Origin of the sequence: Flavobacterium supellecticarium (genome assembly GCF_004801375.1) — a bacterium.
Taxonomy (GTDB): Bacteria; Bacteroidota; Bacteroidia; order Flavobacteriales; family Flavobacteriaceae; genus Flavobacterium; species Flavobacterium supellecticarium.
The window spans coordinates 1,006,636-1,026,605 of record NZ_SSNZ01000001.1 but is presented as its reverse complement, the minus strand read 5'-3'; the positions used below and the strand labels follow the sequence as shown (position 1 = coordinate 1,026,605).

Here is a 19,970-nt window from a genome sequence, read left to right as displayed (position 1 = left end):
TAAAAACAGCGGTGTTTAACGATACCAACGCGGATACTTTTGCACAGGTAGGTGAGACAATTACCTATACCTTTACCGTAACCAATACGGGTAACGTAACGGTTAACGGTCTTGTGATCAACGATGCCTTATTAGGTGTAACTAACTTAGCGGTAACGCCGGCTACATTAGCACCGGGCGCTATCGGAACGGCTACAGCTACTTATGTATTGACGCAATCAGACATTAATAATGGTCAGATTAGTAACACGGCTATTGCAAGTGGTACATCGCCACAGGGTAATCCGGTTCAGGATACCTCAGGAACCAGTACAACGAACGATACGCCAACGGTAACGACTTTACCGCAAAATCCACAGTTGGCTTTATATAAAGACGGAGTATATCAGGATACCAATGGCGATGGAATTGTAAACGTTGGTGATACAATTGCCTATACGTTCACCGTAACCAATACCGGAAATGTAACGATCACAAACATCACAATCAGTGATCCGATAGTAGCGGTAACCGGTGGACCTTTAAGTAGTCTGGAGCCGGGTATGACAAATAGCACGACATTTACAGCGTTATACACGATCACACAATCTGACATTGATGAAGGAGCAGTTTATAACCTGGCATTTGTTGAAGGTACGGCTCCGGATGGAAGTACGGTAGTAGAGGATTCGGAAGATCCGACACCTATTGATCCGAACGATCCGTTGGTAGATCCAGCTTGTCCGGATTGTACCGTAACACCGTTAATTCAGACACCGGGTATTGCATTGATCAAAACAGGTGTGTTTAACGATAACAACCACGATGGTATTGCTCAGGCCGGAGAAACCATAACCTACAGCTTTACGGTTACCAATACCGGAAATACAAGCTTGTCAAATGTAATGGTTACCGATCCGCTACCAGGTGTGGTCGTAAGTGGTGGGCCAATTAATCTGGCAGTAGGAGCAAGTGATAGTACGACGTTTACTGCGGTTTATGTAATCACTCAGGCGGACATTATTGCCGGTTCGGTAAGCAATCAGGCTTTTGTAAACGGAACGAGCCCGCAAGGTGAAGTGGTAACCGACAGTTCGGATGATCACGACCTGGTAGGAAACAATCCAACCGTAATAAAAGTAGATGGTTGTACGATCAATGTGTTTAATGCGATTTCTCCAAACGGAGATGGAAGCAACGATATCTTATATATCGCCGGTATCGAATGTTATCCGAATAACGAAGTATTGATCTTTAACCGTTGGGGTGTTCAGGTATTCGAAACCAAAGGATACAACAACAACGATAAAGTATTCAAAGGCTACTCAGACGGAAGATCGACGATTAGTTCGTCCGAACCATTACCGGACGGAACCTACTTCTATATCCTGAAGTATACCACAGCCGATGGGGTGACACATGAGAAAAACGGATACCTGTATAGTAATAGATAAATGAAGTCCCGGGGGAAATTACAGTACCCCGGGTTTATAAAACAAAATAAAAATGAGAACAAAATTTATACTTTTCGTTTTACTGTTAACCGGTATCGGTGGATTTGCCCAGCAGGATGCTCAGTATACCCAATATATGTACAATACCATTAATGTCAACCCGGCCTATGCCGGTTCCCGTGGCGTGATGAGTATTTTCGGATTACACCGTACACAATGGGTAGGATTGGAAGGGGCACCGGTAACAAATGCCGTGTCGCTCAATACACCACTTAATAATAGTAATCTCGGATTGGGTCTGTCTTTTGTAAATGACAGAATCGGGCCGGCAGATGAAAATGCGATTTCAGCAGATTTTTCATATACCATCAATACATCCGAACGCTTTAAGTTGTCTTTCGGTTTAAAAGCCACGGCACATTTATTAAATGTCGACTTTACAAAACTGAATATTTATGATGGGGCAGATCCACGTTTTCAGAATAATATTGATCATAAGTTTTCTCCCAATTTCGGTGCCGGAATCTATTTGCATTCCGATAAAACCTATGTAGGGATTTCAGTGCCGAATTTTTTGGAAACCAAACATTACGACAAAAGCTCACAATCGACAGCCAAAGAGAATATGCATTACTACCTGATCGCCGGACATGTGTTCGAATTGGGTTCCGATGTAAAATTCAAACCGGCTTTACTAACCAAAGTAGTAAAAGGAGCACCGTTACAGGTAGACCTGTCGGCCAATTTCCTGTTGTATGAGAAATTTACAGCCGGATTAGCCTACCGTTGGGATGCAGCTTGCAGTGCTATGGTTGGATTTCAGATTACAAACGGTTTGTTTGCCGGATATGCTTACGATATGGAAACCACAAAACTGGCTGACTATAATTCAGGATCGCATGAAATTTTCCTGAGATTCGAATTGTTTAACAGAAATAACAGAATAACGTCTCCGAGATTCTTCTAATTAATAAAAGGATTATGAAAAAAATAGTATTGCAATTCGGCTTGATGATGTTGGTTTCGACCGGAGTCTATTCACAAAGCGGGAAAATAAAAACAGCGAATAAGGAATATGATAATTATGCCTATATCGATGCGATTAAAACCTACGAAAAAATAGCCGACAAAGGTTATAAATCGGTAGAAGTGTTAGAAAAACTGGGCGATTCCTATTATTTTAACGGGAAATTGGATCAGGCTGCAAAATGGTATGGCGAATTATTTGCGCTGTCGCAGGATGTGGAAGCGGAATATTATTACCGCTATGCCCAATCGCTAAAATCGGTTGGGGATTATGAAAAAGCGAACCGGATGCTGGCTAAATTCCACGAGAAAAATGCCAGTGATATCCGGGGAAAAATGTACCAGAACCAAACGGATTATCTGGAAGTGATTAAACGGAATTCCGGACGGTTTACCATCGATAATGCCGGAATCAATTCACAATATTCCGATTACGGAAGTGCTTTTACCGGTGATAAAATGGTATTTGTTTCGGCTCGGGATACGTCTGGAGTGTTTAGCAAAAGAGTACACACCTGGACTGGCGAATCGTTCACCAATATGTATGCGGTAACGATCAATCAGGATGGCTCACTATCACAACCGGAGCGTTTTGCCAGAGAAATCAATACCCGCTTTCACGAAGCCACTCCGGTTTTTACCAAAGACGGAAATACCATGTACTTTACCCGTAATAACTTTAACAACGGAAAGAAAGGTAAAGATAATGCGAAAACAACCTTGCTAAAAGTTTACAGAGCGACGTTAAAAGATGGAAAGTGGACAAATGTGACGGAGTTACCGTTTAATAGCGACAGTTATAGTGTGGCGCACCCGACTTTAAGTCCGGATGAAAAAACACTGTATTTTGTTTCGAATATGCCGGGAACCTTAGGACAGTCGGATATCTTTAAAGTCGAAATTAAAACTGACGGAAGTTTTGGAACACCGCAAAACCTTGGGCCAACCATCAATACACCCGGGCGGGAAACCTTTCCGTTTGTGTCGGAAAATAATGAATTGTATTTTGCTTCCGACGGACATTTAGGTTTGGGTGGACTGGATATTTTTGTTTCAAAACCGACAAACGATGGTACTTATAAAAAGGTAATGAATATCGGTGCACCAGCAAATAGTCCGAAAGATGATTTTGCTTTCTTGATCAATCCTTCTACCAAAAAAGGATTCCTGACTTCAAACCGCGATGGCGGACAAGGAGCGGATGATATTTACACCTTTATCGAAAACATTCCGTTGCAATATGCCTGTGAGCAGTTGTTAGCCGGCGTGGTAACCGATTCGGAAACCGGTGCGCCTTTGCAAAATGCTACGGTTACTTTGTTTGACGAAAATTTTAAAGTTTTAAAAACGATCACGACGGATGCTAACGGAAATTACAATTTCGGAGAAGTGGATTGTAAACACAAGTATTTTGTAAAAGCCGAATTGCCAGAGTACAACACCCGTGAAATTAGTGTAATCATTCCGGAAGTTTCCGGAACAACCAATTTACCGGTTGCCTTGGATAAAACCGTTAAACCAGTACAAACCGGAGACGATTTAGCAAAAACATTCGGAATCAAAATCATCTATTTCGATTTGGATAAATGGAATATTCGTCCGGATGCTGCGGTAGATCTGGCGAAGATTGTAGAAGTGATGAAAGACTATCCGAAGATGAAAATCGATGTACGTTCGCATACCGATAGTCGTCAGACACATCAATATAATGAACGTTTGTCCGATAGAAGAGCAAAATCGACTATCGCATGGATGGTGAAACAAGGCATTGATCCTTCCCGTTTAACCGGGAAAGGCTATGGTGAGACACAACTGCTGAACAAATGTGCCGATGGCGTGCCATGTTCCGAAGCAGAACACCAGCTAAACCGCAGAAGTGAATTCATCATTATTTCAATGTAAGACAATAATAGATGAGTTTAGGACAATTAGTATCGTTACTCCTGCTTGTTTTCCTCTTTGTCTGTTCCGGACTAATAGTTGTTAACGGAATGATACACGATCGGGAAAAGGCTATGAAAATTGGTTTTGCAGGAGTCATTATTGCACTAATACTACTGCTCGGAAGCTATTGTGTCATTTTTAAATTCTGAACATACACCATTAAGTATATGTTATAAATTAGGTGCTAACAGAGTCGGGTTTTTCCGGCTCTGTTTATTTTTATAAAAACCGGAAGCCACCGTAAAACAATCCCAAATTATTATGATGGCATATAATAAATAACTACTTTTGGCACGTTTTTAATATACTTAACATAGAATAGTATGGTAAAAGATTTATTCGAAAGAATTCAAAGTAACAAAGGTCCTTTAGGAAAATGGGCTTCTCAGGCTGAAGGATATTATGTATTTCCGAAATTGGAAGGACAATTAGGACCTAGAATGCAATTTCACGGAAAAGAAATTTTAAACTGGAGTATCAACGATTATTTAGGATTGGCAAACCACCCGGAGGTTCGTAAAGTAGATGCGCAAGCGGCTTTAGACTATGGTGCGGCCTACCCAATGGGCGCGCGGATGATGAGTGGACATACCACTATTCACGAGCAATTGCAAAATGAATTAGCAGCTTTTGTTCAAAAAGAAGCTGCGTATCTGTTGAATTTTGGTTATCAGGGAATGGTGTCTATTATTGATGCTTTGGTAACTAAAAATGATGTGATTGTTTATGATGTGGATTCACATGCCTGTATCATTGACGGAGTACGTTTGCATATGGGCAAACGATTTACCTATAAGCACAACGATGTTGCCAGTCTGGAAAAAAACCTGGAACGGGCTACCAAAATGGCTACGGAAAACGGAGGAGGAATCCTGGTGATTACGGAAGGTGTTTTCGGAATGCGGGGACAACAAGGGAAGCTGAAAGAAATCGTAGCTTTAAAGGAAAAATATAACTTCCGTTTATTGGTAGACGATGCACACGGATTCGGAACACTGGGTAAAACCGGAGCCGGAGCCGGAGAAGAGCAGGGATGTCAGGATGGTATCGATGTGTATTTCTCTACTTTTGCCAAATCGATGGCCAGTATCGGAGCGTTTGTAGCGGCCGATAAAGACATTATCGATTACCTGAAGTACAATTTACGTTCGCAGATGTTTGCAAAGTCATTACCGATGATTATGACGGTTGGTGCTTTAAAACGTTTGGATATGTTGCGTTCCATGCCCGAATTGAAAGACAAATTGTGGGAAAATGTAAATGCACTACAAAACGGTTTACAATCAAGAGGGTTTAATATTGGCGATACCAATACCTGTGTAACTCCGGTTTACCTGGAAGGTAGTATTCCGGAAGCAATGGTAATGGTAAACGATTTACGTGAAAATTACGGTATATTCCTATCGATCGTAGTATATCCGGTAATCCCGAAAGGAATTATCTTATTGCGTATGATTCCAACCGCTTCACATACCTTACAGGATATCGAAGAGACGTTAAGTGCTTTCGAAGCTATTCGCGAAAAACTAACAAACGGAACCTATAAAAAAATCGCTGCAGAGACAACAGTTGACGTTAGCGCACAATAAGGTTTTTTTACATATAAATTTACGCGGCACCGGGAAATTTTTCGGTGTCGCGCTTTTTTTTACGATAAACAACCCTTTTTTTTAACATGAATTGGCTTAAAAAAGTCTTAGTTTTGCAACAAATAAATTAACTATGAAATTAAATAAATTAACAGGGATTGCCGTTTTGGCCCTTTTTGCAACTGTAATCGGGTGTCAGTCTGACGATACGAACGGTGTAAATCCTAACGGAGATGCTGATAAAGTTATCTTAAATTCAGACATTAATACTTTAAATCAACGTATTAGTTATTCTAATTCCGGAGTTTTAGATTTAGTTAATGGAGAAGGTAAAATGGCAGCTGCAGCTGCTAACGATTTTCCATTAGCTTTAGTAGCCGAAGTAAATCCTCCTTCCTACAACGGGAAAACATTAAAAGCAACGCACGTTGATATCAACGGAGTATATGCTTATGTTTCGTACAATACAGAAGGAGATACATATTTAGGTGCTATTGATGTGATCAATATCTCAAAACCGAATAACCCGCAGTTAGTGGTTCAGGCAATTTTCCCGAATAGCGACATTAACGCGATTTCATACAACGATGGATTTCTATACATTGCCGGTGCTTCTGGTGTGAATGCAAATTCTGGTATAAGTCCTGCTTTTGTAGCAAAAATGCCATTACAAAACGGATTGTTAACCAATAACTATGCAGCAACAAGCATTTTAGGTAATGTAACGATGGATATCTTCGCAAACAGCTCTAAATATTTTGCCGTTTCCGGAAATAATGGAGAATTGGTTCGTTATAATAAATCAAACAATACTTTCGAAGCTTCAATCCCGGTTTCTGATTTAAGAGCTTTAGGAAGTACCAACAATAAAATTGTAGTATTGAGTGGTACGCAAGGTGTTAAAGTGTATGATCAAAATTCATTCGCTTTACAAACATCTTTCGCAACCTCTCAGGATGTAGCCGAAGCAAAAAGAACAATCGATTTCTCTGATAGCCGCATATTGGTATCAGAAGGCTACAATGGTTTAGGGGTATATAACCTTAGCAACGGTACAAAAACGCAAACTATTGCTGTTCCTACGAATGTTGCTGGTGCCAGTACTCAGGATATCGTAACCAATGCGGTATCGGTTAACAACAATAAAGCATTTGTTGCCAATGGGGCTGCCGGTTTATATATCTACAACACTTCAGGATCGTTAGCACTTTTAGGATCATTAGGTTTAAATGCTTCTACTCCTAACGGTTCGGCTAACTATGTAAAAAGTTCTGGTGACTATATTTTCGTAGCAAACGGTAACGGTGGATTGAAAATCATCAAAATGATGGCTGCACCGGTTAGCTCAATTGACTGTACTAGTTTCCCTGCTTATCCAGGAGACCAATGGTTAAATGTGAACTCAGGTCAAAACCTACAATACCAGGGTTCTGCTGCTGTTCAAGGTGTTAACGTAAATGCAAACCTTACTTTCTGTGGTTCGATGTCGGTATCACAAGGTTTAAATATCAACAGTGGTGGCGTATTCTATATGAAAGGAAGTTTAGCACAAGGCCAGGCAAATAACCCTTATCAATCGTTAAATATTAATGCTAACGCAAAACTTAAAGTAGAAGGTAGTGTAGTAATTTATGGTAACTTAGTACTTAATAGTGGTGCAACATTAGAATTCGTAGGAACCGGATCTTCGATCACAATCCACGGAACGGTAACTAAAGGAAATAACGTAACAATTACAGGAACTTATACCGATACAAATAATAAATTAAATTAAGAATATCGGAACTCTCAAAAAAGGAAAAAGACTGTCGGAAGACAGTCTTTTTTTTGTTAAAACCTGACAGGTCTCTCAGCGTTTGGAATATAGACCTGTCAGGTTTAGTTTTTAGATTGAATAGGGTAAAAGGAAATGATCATCCTAATAGTTATTAAACCTGACAGGTCTTCTAGCGTTTGCAATATAGACCTGTCAGGTTTGGCATTTTAGTATAAAAAAGCTTTAAAACAAAAAAGAGACTATTATCTAATAGTCTCTTTTTATTATAAATCTTTACGGAAAGTTTTACGTCTTTTATGGATAATCGGACTAAAATTCTTCCAGAGTTGTTGTATCTTTTTGTTTTCTTCCAACTGCGGATTGGTTTCTACGGTAAGAATACCACGCTTGGTAAAAACTTCATACATCCTCTTTAAAATCAGAGCAGTTACACCTTTATTCTGATATTCCGGATCCACGCCAATCAGATAAAACTCAGCATGATCATTCTTTTTCATAGCGCGTAACAAATACAGGAAACCAAATGGGAAGAGTTTTCCATTGGCTTTCTGAAACGCTTTGGAAAATGAAGGCATTGTAATACCAAAGGCAATCATTTTGCCGTCTTTATCGGTTACGCAGGTGATAAAATCGGGATGGATAAACGAGATGTATTTTTCTTTATAATGATCAATTTGAAATTGTTCGATCGGAACAAAACTCTGTAATTCGGCGTAGGTTTTGTTTAAAAGTCCAAACATCTCATCGACATACGGAATAATATCTTTTGTCGATTTAAAATTCAGACTTTTTACGGCATAGCGTTGCTCGATAATACGCGACAATGGCTCAATTTTACCTAAGTCAACCTGTTTGGCATCGATTTTATATTCCAACCATTCCGCTTCTTTGGTAAAACCTAATTTTTCCAGATGTTCCGGATAATAGGCGTGATTATAAAGTCCAATCATTGTTGCTATCTGATCAAAACCTTCGGTTAGCATTCCGGCTTTGTCCATGTTCGAAAAACCCACAGGACCTTCCATATACTCAAGGTTGTGTTCTTTGCCCAGTTCGATCACTTTATCCAGCAGAGCTTTGGTAACTTCGATGTTATCGATCACGTCAAACCAGCCAAAGCGCACTTTCGATTTGTGTAGTGTGTTGACTTCCGTCCAGTTGATAATCGCAGCAATCCGACCGGCTAGTTTTCCGTCTTGATACGCCAGAAAATAGCGGGCGGTTACGCTTTTAAAAATATCATTTTTGGGATTAAAACTCTTTAGTTCATCTTTGATCAACGGAGGAACCCAATAGGGATTGTTTTTATATAACTGAAAAGGAAAGGTAACGAAATCGGTCATTTCCTTTTGAGTGAGGGCTTCTTTTATTGTAATCATTTTAAAATCTATTCGGGTTGCACTTCGTCAACACGTTTTTTCTTCTCTTCTTTTTTACCGCCTTTTTTGCCTTTTTCTTCTTTTCCGCTTTTGATTTCTACCGGTTTGTAGTTTTTATCAAAACGCCATGAAAATCCGATCCCGCCTACGATTAAAGCCGGTGTGTCTTTGATGTTTGCCCCGATGGAAGCATCGATCTGCATGTTTTTCTGAAGTAAATAAGCCGCACCACCTCTAAAAATCATATCGGAATAGTAATCGCTCTGATAACCCTGGTTTTCCAGAAAAGCCGACCATTTGGCGTTGATTCCGCGTGTTAACGTTAGGATATAGCCATAACTCTTATAATCGGAAATAAACTTGTCAGCGATAAAGTTTCCAACCAACACCCATTGAGCACCAAAATGGTTTTGGGTAATTAACATCACCCGCGGGCTAATAGACGGTTCGTCCGGTATTTTATAATTGTCGGATAAGGCAAAATTCGCTCCGGCATATACACCAACGGCCGGAATAAACTGACGCCATTTAAAACGATGATTGGCTTTCCAACTATAGATGTTTACTTTGTCTTCATAATTTTTAAAGGGATCGTAAACCAGGTATTTGGCACCGATTAAAGCTTGTTTGATTCCCGAACGACTCGTTTCGGAATAATCGGTTTTGTAGTTGTCAAATTGATATTGAATGTCACCGATAAACTCCAATTGCTCCAGAATCGCGCCGTAACGCAAGCTCAATTCGCCCCCAAAACCGGACGATTTATACCCTAAGTATTTGTGTTTGTCGTTAATATAGTAGGTGCCGGCTTCGGCCTGAATTACCGTTTTTCCAACCGAAAAGGCACCGTGGGATTTACCCGGACGATTCGAGTTGATCTCGTCGGTAAACTGGGCGTAATGGACGGAAGTGGAAAACAGAAGCAGACCTGCTATCTTAAGTTTAAAATGCTTTATCATGGGTAAAAAGAGTTTTCAGTAACGTATAAACGTAAAATCAAATGTAGTTATTTTATTATTATTTTAAGAAATAGAATTTATTTTTAACCATTGGATTTAGTAAATTTGGAAAAAATTATAGATTATGGATACGGCATCATTTAGCGGTCTTGTAAAAACGTTGTTGTGGATTATTGTAATTTACTATGCCCTGAAATTTGTAATGAAACTATTGGCACCTTACTTTTTACAGCAGGTGGTGAAAAAAGCAGAAGAAAATTTCCAGCAGCAACAACACTATTATAACCAACAGCAAACGCAACAGCAACAAAATACACAATCCAACTTTTCGTCTGATAAACCAAAGGAAAAGAAAAAAGTTGGAGAATATATCGATTTCGAAGAATTAGAGTAGTGCTTAAAGCTACTCTTTTTCTTTTTTTACAATACTTTTATTTCTATTTTAGCCTACTATTATTAGGCTAAATTCGTTTTATGAAAAACCTTTCTAAATTTTATCCCCATGTACTGGCAGTACTAGGCTTTGTACTTATCTCTTTATTGTATTTTCATCCTGTATTGCAAGGGAAAAAAGTGTTCCAGTCCGATATTGCACAATATATCGGTATGGCAAAAGAGCAAAACGATTTTAGAAAAACGACCGGTGATGAACCGTATTGGACGGATAGCGCTTTTGGCGGAATGCCAACGTACCAGTTGGGGGCCAATTATCCTAATAATTTTATCAAACAACTGGATTCGGTAATCCGTTTTTTGCCGCGTCCGGCCGATTATCTGTTTCTGTATTTCCTTGGATTCTATATCCTGTTGCGCGTATTTCGTGTTGACAGTCTGAAGGCCTTTTTTGGAGCCTTGGCGTTTGGTTTTTCAACCTATCTGATCATCATTCTTGGTGTCGGACATAATGCAAAAGCCCATGCCATCGCCTATATGCCTATGGTAGTGGCCGGAGTGATTCTCGTATTCCGAAAACGCTATTTGGCAGGCGGAATACTCACCATGCTTGCTGCTGCGTTGGAAATCAATGCAAATCACTTCCAGATGACCTATTACCTGTTGTTATTCCTATTGGTAATCGGAATTTATTATCTGGTTCAGTATATTAAAAATAAAGAATACAAAGATCTTGGAATCATTGCCGCCACGTTTGCGATTGCCGGTATTTTAAGTATTGGTGTGAATGCCACGAATTTAATGGCTACTTCGGAATATGCCAAATACAGTACCCGAAGTGATAGTGAATTGACTTTTAATCCGGATGGGACTAAAAAGGAAAGCAGCAATGCGATGACCTACGAGTACATCACCGAATATAGTTACGGTATTGCCGAAAGTTTGAACCTGATTGCACCGCGATTATTTGGTGGTTCCAACCACGAAAATGTAGGTGTAAATTCACCGATGTATGAGTTTATCTCCAATCAGGGAGCTTCTCCGGAACAGGCAAAAGATTTTGTGTCGAGTGTGCCAACCTATTGGGGCGCACAACCTATTGTAGCTGCACCAGCCTATATCGGAGCGATTGTTTTCTTCCTGGCTGTATTAGCGTTGTTTATTGATAACCGAAAAATTAAATATGCCTTTCTGGCCGGAGCATTAATGTCGTTGTTTTTGTCGTGGGGGAAATATTTCCCGGCGTTAACCAACTTCTTTATCGATTATGTGCCAATGTATAATAAATTCCGCGCCGTGTCTTCAATTCAGGTAATTCTGGAATTGTGTATGCCCGTTTTGGCGGTTTTAGGATTGCAGTCTTTCTTTAAAGCCGAAGAAAAAGAACGTTGGAATGCCCTATGGAAATCGGGTGCTACGGCATTGGGTGTGGTAGTGGTATTGTTGTTTGCCAAAGGAATGTTCGACTTTACCGGTGGTAGTGACAGTATGTATTTAAAAGCCTACGGCGAAATGGGGCCTCCGTTTATCGACGCCTTAAAAGAACAACGTGCAGCGATGTATGTATCCGATTTATTCCGTTCGGGAGTATTGATTTTGCTAGCGGCTGCTATTTTATGGTTGTTCTCTAAAAACAAATTGTCTCAGGTAACAGCAGTGGTTTTGGTAGGCGTACTAATGGTTGGTGATTTATTCTTTGTGGATAAAAATTATGTAAACAGCGATAGTTTTGTATCGGCGCGTCAGGCGGATGTTCCGTTTGAAGCGACTCCGGCCGACGAACAGATTCTAAAAGACACCACGCACTACCGTGTGTTTGAAGTCGAAGGAAACATGTCGAGCGCACGAACGTCCTATTTCCACAGCTCGATTGGTGGTTACCACGCGGCCAAACCGCGAAAAATGCAACAGCTTTTTGACTATCAGATTGCGAAAAATAACATCGGTGTGTTAAACATGCTGAATGTAAAATATATCATCCAAAAAGACGACCAGGGTCAGGATATTCCACTCAAAAATGCGGAAGCCAATGGAAATGCCTGGTTTGTGAGTGAGGTGAAAAAAGTAGACACTCCGGATGCCGAAATGAAAGCACTGGACAAATTGGATACCAAAAAGACAGCCGTACTCAATCAGAAAGAATTTGCCAATGCGGTAAAAGAAAATTCATTCGTAACCGATTCGACAGCGACGATCAAATTAACACAATACAAACCAAACTACCTGAAATATACAGCCAATAATCCGAATACAGGATTGGCGGTTTTCTCGGAAGTGTATTACCCGAAAGGATGGAAAGCGACAATCGATGGTAAGGAAGTGCCACATTTTGCAGTAAATTATGTACTGCGTGCGATGGAAGTTCCAGCCGGAAAACATACGATTGAATTCAAATTCGAACCGGAAGTGATCAAAAAAGGAAGTATGATTTCATTGATCAGTTTTATCGCGATGGTAGCGTTAATCGTGGCCGGTATTTATTTTGACAAGAAAAACAAACAGCAGATCCCGTCGTAGTGATAATGAAGAAAGTACTGATTGTAACCTATTATTGGCCTCCGGCCGGAGGACCCGGTGTACAGCGTTGGCTGAAGTTTGTCAAGTACTTGCCGGAATTCGGCGTGGAACCGATCGTGTATATTCCTGAAAATCCAACCTATCCGTTACAGGATACTAAATTACGGGATGAAGTACCGCAAGGGGTAACGGTATTACAAAAGAAAATTACAGAACCGTATGCCTGGGCATCGGTGTTTTCTAAAAATAAAACCAAAAAAATCAGTTCCGGAATCATCCCGAACAAAAGGAAACAATCCTTCCTCGAACGACTGATGTTATGGACCAGAGGGAATTTGTTTATTCCGGATGCACGGGTGTTATGGGTAAAACCTTCGGTAACCTATTTACAACGGTATATTAAAGAAAACGGAATCGATACGGTTATTACTACCGGCCCACCGCATAGTTTGCATCTTATCGGGATGCATTTAAAAGAGAAAACGGGCATTCGATGGGTGGCCGATTTTCGCGATCCGTGGACGACTATTGGGTATCATAAAGCCTTGAAATTATCGGATTATGCCGCTCAAAAGCATAAAGATCTGGAGCGTAAGGTGATGCAGGAAGCCGATTTTCTATTGGTGACAAGTCGTACGACGCAAAAGGAGTTTGAGGCGATTACATCCAAGCCGATTCATGTGATTACAAATGGTTATGACGTGGAAAACGTAAACCGACTTCCATTGGATGAGAAGTTTTCATTGGCACATATCGGTTCGTTTTTGTCCGAACGCAATCCGCGGATTTTATGGAAAGCGCTTAGCGAACTAATCAAAGAGGAACCGGGTTTTAAGGAGCATTTTGAATTGAAGTTAATCGGTGCCACCAGTCAGGAAGTACTCGAAACCATCGAGGAGTTCCGACTTTCGCCGTATGTGAATAACCTCGGCTATGTTTCCCATCAGGAAGCGGTGCAACAGCAACGAAGTTCGCAGGTTTTATTGTTGGTTGAAATCGACTCGGAAGAAACCAAAAGTATTATCCCGGGCAAATTGTTCGAATATATGGTTTCCGAGCGACCGATTCTGGCAATTGGCCCGGAAGATGCCGATTTTGCCGGAATCATAAAACAAACCAATACGGGTGTTTTTGCCTTATACGATAATAAAGATTTGGTCAAAGAGACGTTATTGTCGTATTACAGACTTTATTTGGCGCAAAACCTAAAAGTATATCCGGTAGGCTTACAACAATACAGCCGTAGGAATCTAACCAAACAACTGGCCGATTTATTGAAATAGTATGGGAATTGTTATTAATCAATCCATAAAAAACACCATTATTACCTATATCGGTTTTGCAATCGGTGCGGCGAATACGTTGTTTATGTATCCGAAGTTCCTGGGTGAAACCTATTACGGATTAACGGGCTATTTGTTATCGTCGGCCAATATCATTATGCCTTTGATGGCTTTTGGCGTACATAACACCCTGATCAAATATTTTACCCATTATAAAACGGAAAAAGAAAAAGAAGAATTTCTGACACTGGTGTTGTTTCTTCCTTTTTTACTGATCATTCCGATGATGCTATTCGGGACTTTTGGCTATTCGGCTATAGCTTCCTTTTTATCCCGAAAAAATCCGATCATTTATGAATATGTCTGGCAAATTCCGGTTATCGGATTGTGTATGGGATATTTCGAGATTTTTTATGCCTGGGTGAAAGTGCATATGCAATCGGTTTTCGGAAGTTTTATAAAAGAAATTGCACTTCGTATTTTTATTACCGTTTTCCTGTTTTTGGTTTATTTTAAATGGATAACACCTGAGGCTTTTGTAAATTTCCTGATGCTGATTTACCTGGCGGTCATGTTGCTCATGCTGTTTTATGCTTTTAAAGTCAAACCGATCGTATTCCGGTTTAAATTGCCACACAATACCCGCGCCGTATTAGTGTATTCGTCGTTTATTATCCTGTCGGGTAGTATTGCAAATATGTTATTGGACGTCGACAAAAACATGATTGGTCAATATATCGCGATTGAGAATATCGCCTATTATTCGGTGGCGATTTTTATAGCGACGGTGATCTCCGTTCCGAGTCGGGCGATGCACCAAATTACCTATCCGATTACAGCCAAATTGATGACCGAAAACAAGCACGACGAATTAAACGATCTGTATAAAAAGACGTCAATCTCCTTACAGGTTGTGGGCGGATTGGTGTTTTTGGGAATTTTGGTCAATGTAAAAGAATTGTATACGCTTTTGCCGGCCAATTATAGCGGTGGGATTTTTGTGGTTTTTGTGATCGGATTGTCGAAATATTTCGATCTTCTTTTGGGGAATAACAATGCCATTATTTTTAATTCAAAATATTACCGGGCCGTTTTGTTTTTAGGATTGCTGTTGGTTTTCCTTACCGTAAGTCTGAATATGTATTTTATTCCACGGATGGGAATCGAAGGAGCGGCCATTGCCACACTGATTTCAATTACCTTGTATAGTCTGGCAAAATTACTTTTTGTGGTCGTTCGGATGAAGTTATTTCCGTTTTCGAAAAAAACATTGTATTCCTTAGCCATCTCATTAGGATGCTTTTTTGCGTTCTATTACTGGGATTTTCCGTTTCATGCGGTGATCGGCATTCTGTTAAAATCAACATTGATTTCAGCGGTGTATTTGTATCTGAATTATATCTTTAAAATCTCCGATGATATTAATTTCGTATTGGATAAAGTCCTGACGATGGTTCGGTTAAAACGAAAATAAGAAAACCCGTTCGGCCAAAAAAGCGTCGCGGGTTTCTTCAAACTAACCAACCAAAATTTTAATATAAAATCGTCTTATTTATTTGTCTTTTATTTCTTTGATGTCACTATCGGTCATTTTCGCTTTCGTACCGTCGGCTCTGTAATAATAGTAATCATCGTTATTGTTTTGCCATGATCCGCCGGTGTTATAATCGTCTTCCGGGTAATAACCGTTGTTCGTATTGTTACCAGCCGGAATATAGGCATATCCTTGAGAATCACGGTTTACATATCCGCTGATGTCTACGATTTGTCCTCTTCTGTTATAGAAAATACGCAAACCACCTACCTGAGATAAAGCAAAGCTGTTATAACTCATATAAACGGTTCCTACTCGTTTTACGCGGTTCGCACTGTCGTAGTTGATAAAAACGTTACCTACGCGACGTACGCGTCCGAAGTTGTCATGTTCGATACGGATGCCATAGTTTGCAGCCGTATTGTAATAACGCGGATTACGTGGATCGGGTGTACCATAAGTGGTATTGATCACACCGCGTCTTCCGTTTCGGTATACTACGGTTCCGCTGGTTTCCGGTTGGGTGTTGAAATCGAATTCCCCATTCGGAAAGATGTAAAACGCAATACCACGTTCCATAAACATAATCGGTTCGGCATTTCTGTAATCGATTCCATAACGCGGACCGTTGGTTTTTGCATCAGAAAAAACGGGATTTTCAGATGCCTGAGCCATACTTCCCACCAGGAAGATACTGGCTACTAAAAGTGTAATTTTTTTCATAATACCTAATTTTAATAGTTTCCTACTCGTATAGTTTTTCGGATCCACTTACCGGAATCGTTGTTGAAGTATTCCGTTGCTTACCTAAATTCAATTTGCGTGCCAAAACAATAATGGAAATGTGACTTTTTTTAGAAATCCCTGTAATTGCTTGTGTTCCAACTGCTGTTAAAAATGAAAAAAAAATATTTTGTAAGTTTTTTAATAAATTCACGTAAATGTGAAATTAAAATTTACTATATTCGTTAACCGATATATCGAGAATAACCTATTAAAAAACCTAAATCTTTACCAATAAAATGAAAAACTTAACTAAAAGCGTGATGCTTTCTTTAGTCGCGGCCGTGTGCGGTACGGCGACCCAGGCGCAGACCTTTAAACAGGAGTACGCCGACATTGCAAATCAGGCGTCGCAATCCGGAATTATAACGAATCTGACGGAATTTGAAAATTTCGGTCTGAAATACCGGGGTACCGTAAATCAGGCAAATACTTTACAATGGCTTAAAAATAAATACCTGAGTTATGGCTATACAACGAGTGAATTATCGGAAGATACCTTTAGCTATTCGGGATCCACGTGTAAAAATTTAATTGTGACTAAAATGGGTACGGTTTATCCAAATACCTACGTAATTGTTTGCGGACACTATGATACGGCAGTTGGAAGTGGTACCAACGATAACGGTAGTGGTGTAGTTACCATTCTTGAAATCGCCCGATTGTTGCAAAATATCCCGACGGAATATTCGATCAAATTTATCAATTTTAGTGGGGAAGAAGACGGATTATTAGGAAGTACGCATTATGTGACGTCGGTGGTTAATGGAACAACGCCTAAGATGGATATTAAGTTGGTCTTTAATATTGACGAAATCGGAAGTGTTGCCGGTATCGTAAACGATAAGATTGTTTGCGAACGCGACCTTTTTGCACCAACTTCAAATAATGTGGCTTCCGATGTGGTTACAAGAGAATTAATGGCTTGTACGGAGCTTTATTCGCCTTTAAAAGCAGAATTGTCGTATGCATATGGATCGGATTATATGCCATTTCAGGAAAACGGAGAAGTGATCACCGGATTTTTCGAACATTATTATTCTCCTCATGCCCATACTACCCAGGATTTATTGGTTAATCTGGATACCACATATGTGTATAATGTGGCGAAAGCGGCTATTGGAGCGACGCTTCACTTTGCCAAAGCTACTATTCCGACTCCGGAAACAGAAAATGCTACTAAGGATTTTAATGTGAGCTTTTTCCCGAATCCGGTTAAAGATCGTCTAACGATTAATAAAGGAAAACTAACAGCCAATGCGTATACCTTTACCATTGTGGATATCCATGGAAATCGGGTGTTGAACCAACACGTTACCAATGCGGAGTTGTTGGAAACGGTTGATATTTCAACACTGAAAAGAGGAATCTATATGGCTGTTCTGGAAGCCGATACGCATAAAATTACAAAAAAGATTATGATTGAATAAAAAATACAAAACTGATAAAAACGATCCGGCTTATGTCGGATCGTTTGCTTTTATCTGAAGCTTATAACAGTTTCGTTTTTAGTGATTTGAAAAAAGTAGTTACTATTTTTAATGCAAAATACAGCTAGTCTGAAAAATTAGTATCTTCGTTGACCGGTTTACCGGTAATAACCCATTAAAAAAAGAAGAACTAACTAAAAAAATGAAAAACTTAACTAAAAGTTTAATGATTTCATTGCTGGCAACTGTATATGGGAATACAACCCAAGCCCAAACCTATATACAGTCCTATGGCAATGTTGTCAATCAGGTTTCTCAATCCGGAATTCTGACGAATCTTACGGAGTTTGAAAACCTTGGGGTCAAGTACCGCGGAACCTTGGCACAGGCCAATACGTTGCAATGGCTCAAAAACAAGTACCTGAGCTACGGCTATACGGCGAGCCAATTAACGGAAGATACTTTTACCTATTCGGGGGCGACCTGTAAAAACCTGATTGTTACAAAAATCGGAACGGTTTATCCGAATACCTATGTAATTGTTTGTGGCCATTATGATACGATTACCGGAACGGGAACGAACGACAACGGTAGTGGTGTATCAACAATACTGGAAATCGCCCGACTGTTGCAAAATATTCCAACCGAATATTCGATTAAGTTTATCAATTTCAGTGGCGAAGAAGACGGATTACGTGGAAGTCAGAATTATGTGAGTACCGTTGTGAACGGAACCACGCCAAAAATGAGTATCAAATTGGTATTCAATATCGATGAAGTTGGAGGAGTTGCCGGAATGTTGAATAATACGATTACCTGCGAAAGAGATACCGGAAATCCATCGGCTAATAATGCGGCTTCGAATACGATCACTAATGAGTTGATCAAATGTACACAGTTGTATTCGCCTTTACAGACAAAATTGTCGTATGCCTATGCGTCCGATTATATGCCTTTCCAGTCGAACGGCGAGATCATCACCGGTTTTTTCGAAACCAATGAAACCACACATGCGCATACCACTCAGGATTTGTTGGTGAATATGGATCCGGCTTATGTGTATAAGGTGGCTAAAGCGGCTACAGGTGCTACGTTGCATTTTGCGAAAGCAACTACTACAGCAAGTTTAGGAACCGATGCCTTTGAAAAAGATTTTAATGTGAGCTTTTTTCCGAATCCGGTAAAAGATTACCTAACGATCAATAAAGGAAAACTGGAAGTAAACGAGTATGTTTTTACTTTGGTGGATCTTAACGGAAAACAAGTGTTGCAACAAAATGTTACTAATGCCAAACTGTTGGAATCGGTTGATATCAGTAAGCTAAGCAAAGGAATCTATATGGGAATACTCGAAACCGGAGAATATCGTATTTCGAAAAAAATAGTAATTGAATAAAAAAATGGCCGATTTTTAATCGGCCATTTTTTTTATCTTATAATTCTGGTTTTTTCAGAGATTTTCTCATCGTAATTTTTTATAAAAAGATCGATTTGACTTTCATCCAATGTGCCTTCTGGAGTTAAAACGCCATTTTTTAAAAGTAATTTGATCGCGTTATAAATGTTTCCGCCTCGAATTTCGGCTTGTTCTCCTTTTGTTAAGAATTTAATCTGTGTATAGTCATCAGCTATTTCCATATGAGTACCACCATCATTCTGTACCAATATTATGATACGCTTATTCGTGTTTAATTCGGACAGTTCATATGCAACGGCACCGAAAGCACCACCTTTCTCACAGGATAAAAATTCTTTGTCATCCAAAAAGATTTTTTCCTTTTTCAGTTTGATTTTTTGAGAAAAGCCCAAAGAGGTGATAAGGCATAATAAAAAAGTTAAAAAATAACGATTCATAATTTGTTTTTTAGGTTTAATGTTTTTTTTGTCAAAAAATACTTTCTTTTTTGAAAGATTGCAAATTAA

15 protein-coding genes are annotated in these 19,970 nt (G+C 39.6%); 11 read left to right on the top strand and 4 right to left on the bottom strand.

From position 1 onward, the window contains the following. The 5 genes from E6C50_RS04710 to E6C50_RS04690 all read left to right on the top strand — a co-directional run. The coding region (locus E6C50_RS04710) for a DUF7507 domain-containing protein (protein ID WP_136402031.1) at positions 1-1,433 on the top strand (1,433 nt) is incomplete at its 5' end. A 52-nt stretch (positions 1,434-1,485) separates the two neighbouring features. Beyond that, on the top strand, positions 1,486-2,400 hold the full coding sequence (locus tag E6C50_RS04705; RefSeq protein ID WP_136402030.1) for a PorP/SprF family type IX secretion system membrane protein: 915 nt from the start codon (positions 1,486-1,488) through the stop codon (positions 2,398-2,400). 14 nt (positions 2,401-2,414) lie between these two features. Beyond that, the gene (locus tag E6C50_RS04700; RefSeq protein ID WP_136402029.1) at positions 2,415-4,361 is read left to right on the top strand and encodes an OmpA family protein; all 1,947 of its coding nucleotides are present in this window, start codon (positions 2,415-2,417) and stop codon (positions 4,359-4,361) included. A gap of 365 nt (positions 4,362-4,726) precedes the next feature. Then, a complete protein-coding gene (locus E6C50_RS04695) occupies positions 4,727-5,992 on the top strand; it encodes an aminotransferase class I/II-fold pyridoxal phosphate-dependent enzyme (RefSeq protein WP_136402028.1) in 1,266 nt (421 codons plus the stop codon). Positions 5,993-6,125: 133 nt separating this feature from the next. After that, on the top strand, positions 6,126-7,766 hold the full coding sequence (locus E6C50_RS04690) for an LVIVD repeat-containing protein (protein ID WP_136402027.1): 1,641 nt from the start codon (positions 6,126-6,128) through the stop codon (positions 7,764-7,766). Positions 7,767-8,032: 266 nt separating this feature from the next. Here E6C50_RS04690 and E6C50_RS04685 read toward each other — a convergent pair whose 3' ends face one another. Next, on the bottom strand, positions 8,033-9,148 hold the full coding sequence (locus tag E6C50_RS04685; protein WP_136402026.1) for a GNAT family N-acetyltransferase: 1,116 nt from the start codon (positions 9,146-9,148) through the stop codon (positions 8,033-8,035). A gap of 8 nt (positions 9,149-9,156) precedes the next feature. After that, the gene (locus E6C50_RS04680) at positions 9,157-10,107 is read right to left on the bottom strand and encodes a transporter (protein ID WP_136402025.1); all 951 of its coding nucleotides are present in this window, start codon (positions 10,105-10,107) and stop codon (positions 9,157-9,159) included. A 124-nt stretch (positions 10,108-10,231) separates the two neighbouring features. Here E6C50_RS04680 and E6C50_RS04675 point away from each other — a divergent pair, with 124 nt between their 5' ends. The 4 genes from E6C50_RS04675 to E6C50_RS04660 all read left to right on the top strand — a co-directional run bounded on the left by E6C50_RS04675 (position 10,232) and on the right by E6C50_RS04660 (position 15,774). Continuing rightward, complete coding sequence (locus E6C50_RS04675; RefSeq protein WP_136402024.1) at positions 10,232-10,501, top strand: DUF4834 family protein; 270 nt, start codon at positions 10,232-10,234, stop codon at positions 10,499-10,501. An 80-nt stretch (positions 10,502-10,581) separates the two neighbouring features. Beyond that, a complete protein-coding gene (locus tag E6C50_RS04670) occupies positions 10,582-13,017 on the top strand; it encodes a YfhO family protein (RefSeq protein ID WP_136402023.1) in 2,436 nt (811 codons plus the stop codon). Positions 13,018-13,022: 5 nt separating this feature from the next. Beyond that, on the top strand, positions 13,023-14,300 hold the full coding sequence (locus E6C50_RS04665; RefSeq protein WP_136402022.1) for a glycosyltransferase family 4 protein: 1,278 nt from the start codon (positions 13,023-13,025) through the stop codon (positions 14,298-14,300). A gap of 1 nt (position 14,301) precedes the next feature. After that, positions 14,302-15,774 carry a lipopolysaccharide biosynthesis protein gene (locus tag E6C50_RS04660; RefSeq protein WP_136402021.1) on the top strand — a complete coding sequence of 491 codons (1,473 nt, stop codon included), beginning with the start codon at positions 14,302-14,304 and terminating at the stop codon, positions 15,772-15,774. 78 nt (positions 15,775-15,852) lie between these two features. Here E6C50_RS04660 and E6C50_RS04655 read toward each other — a convergent pair whose 3' ends face one another. Further along, positions 15,853-16,557 carry a hypothetical protein gene (locus E6C50_RS04655; RefSeq protein ID WP_136402020.1) on the bottom strand — a complete coding sequence of 235 codons (705 nt, stop codon included), beginning with the start codon at positions 16,555-16,557 and terminating at the stop codon, positions 15,853-15,855. A 299-nt stretch (positions 16,558-16,856) separates the two neighbouring features. Between E6C50_RS04655 and E6C50_RS04650 the strand changes: the two genes are divergently transcribed. Together E6C50_RS04650 and E6C50_RS04645 are read left to right on the top strand one after the other, a co-directional pair. Further along, positions 16,857-18,047 (top strand): M28 family peptidase, encoded by a 1,191-nt coding sequence (locus E6C50_RS04650; RefSeq protein WP_136402019.1) that lies wholly within the window; start codon positions 16,857-16,859, stop codon positions 18,045-18,047. 202 nt (positions 18,048-18,249) lie between these two features. Continuing rightward, complete coding sequence (locus tag E6C50_RS04645) at positions 18,250-19,443, top strand: M28 family peptidase (protein ID WP_136402018.1); 1,194 nt, start codon at positions 18,250-18,252, stop codon at positions 19,441-19,443. Positions 19,444-19,475: 32 nt separating this feature from the next. On the opposite strand, the gene E6C50_RS04640 is transcribed toward E6C50_RS04645, so the two are convergent. Next, complete coding sequence (locus tag E6C50_RS04640) at positions 19,476-19,901, bottom strand: hypothetical protein (RefSeq protein ID WP_136402017.1); 426 nt, start codon at positions 19,899-19,901, stop codon at positions 19,476-19,478. Positions 19,902-19,970 lie beyond the last annotated feature (69 nt).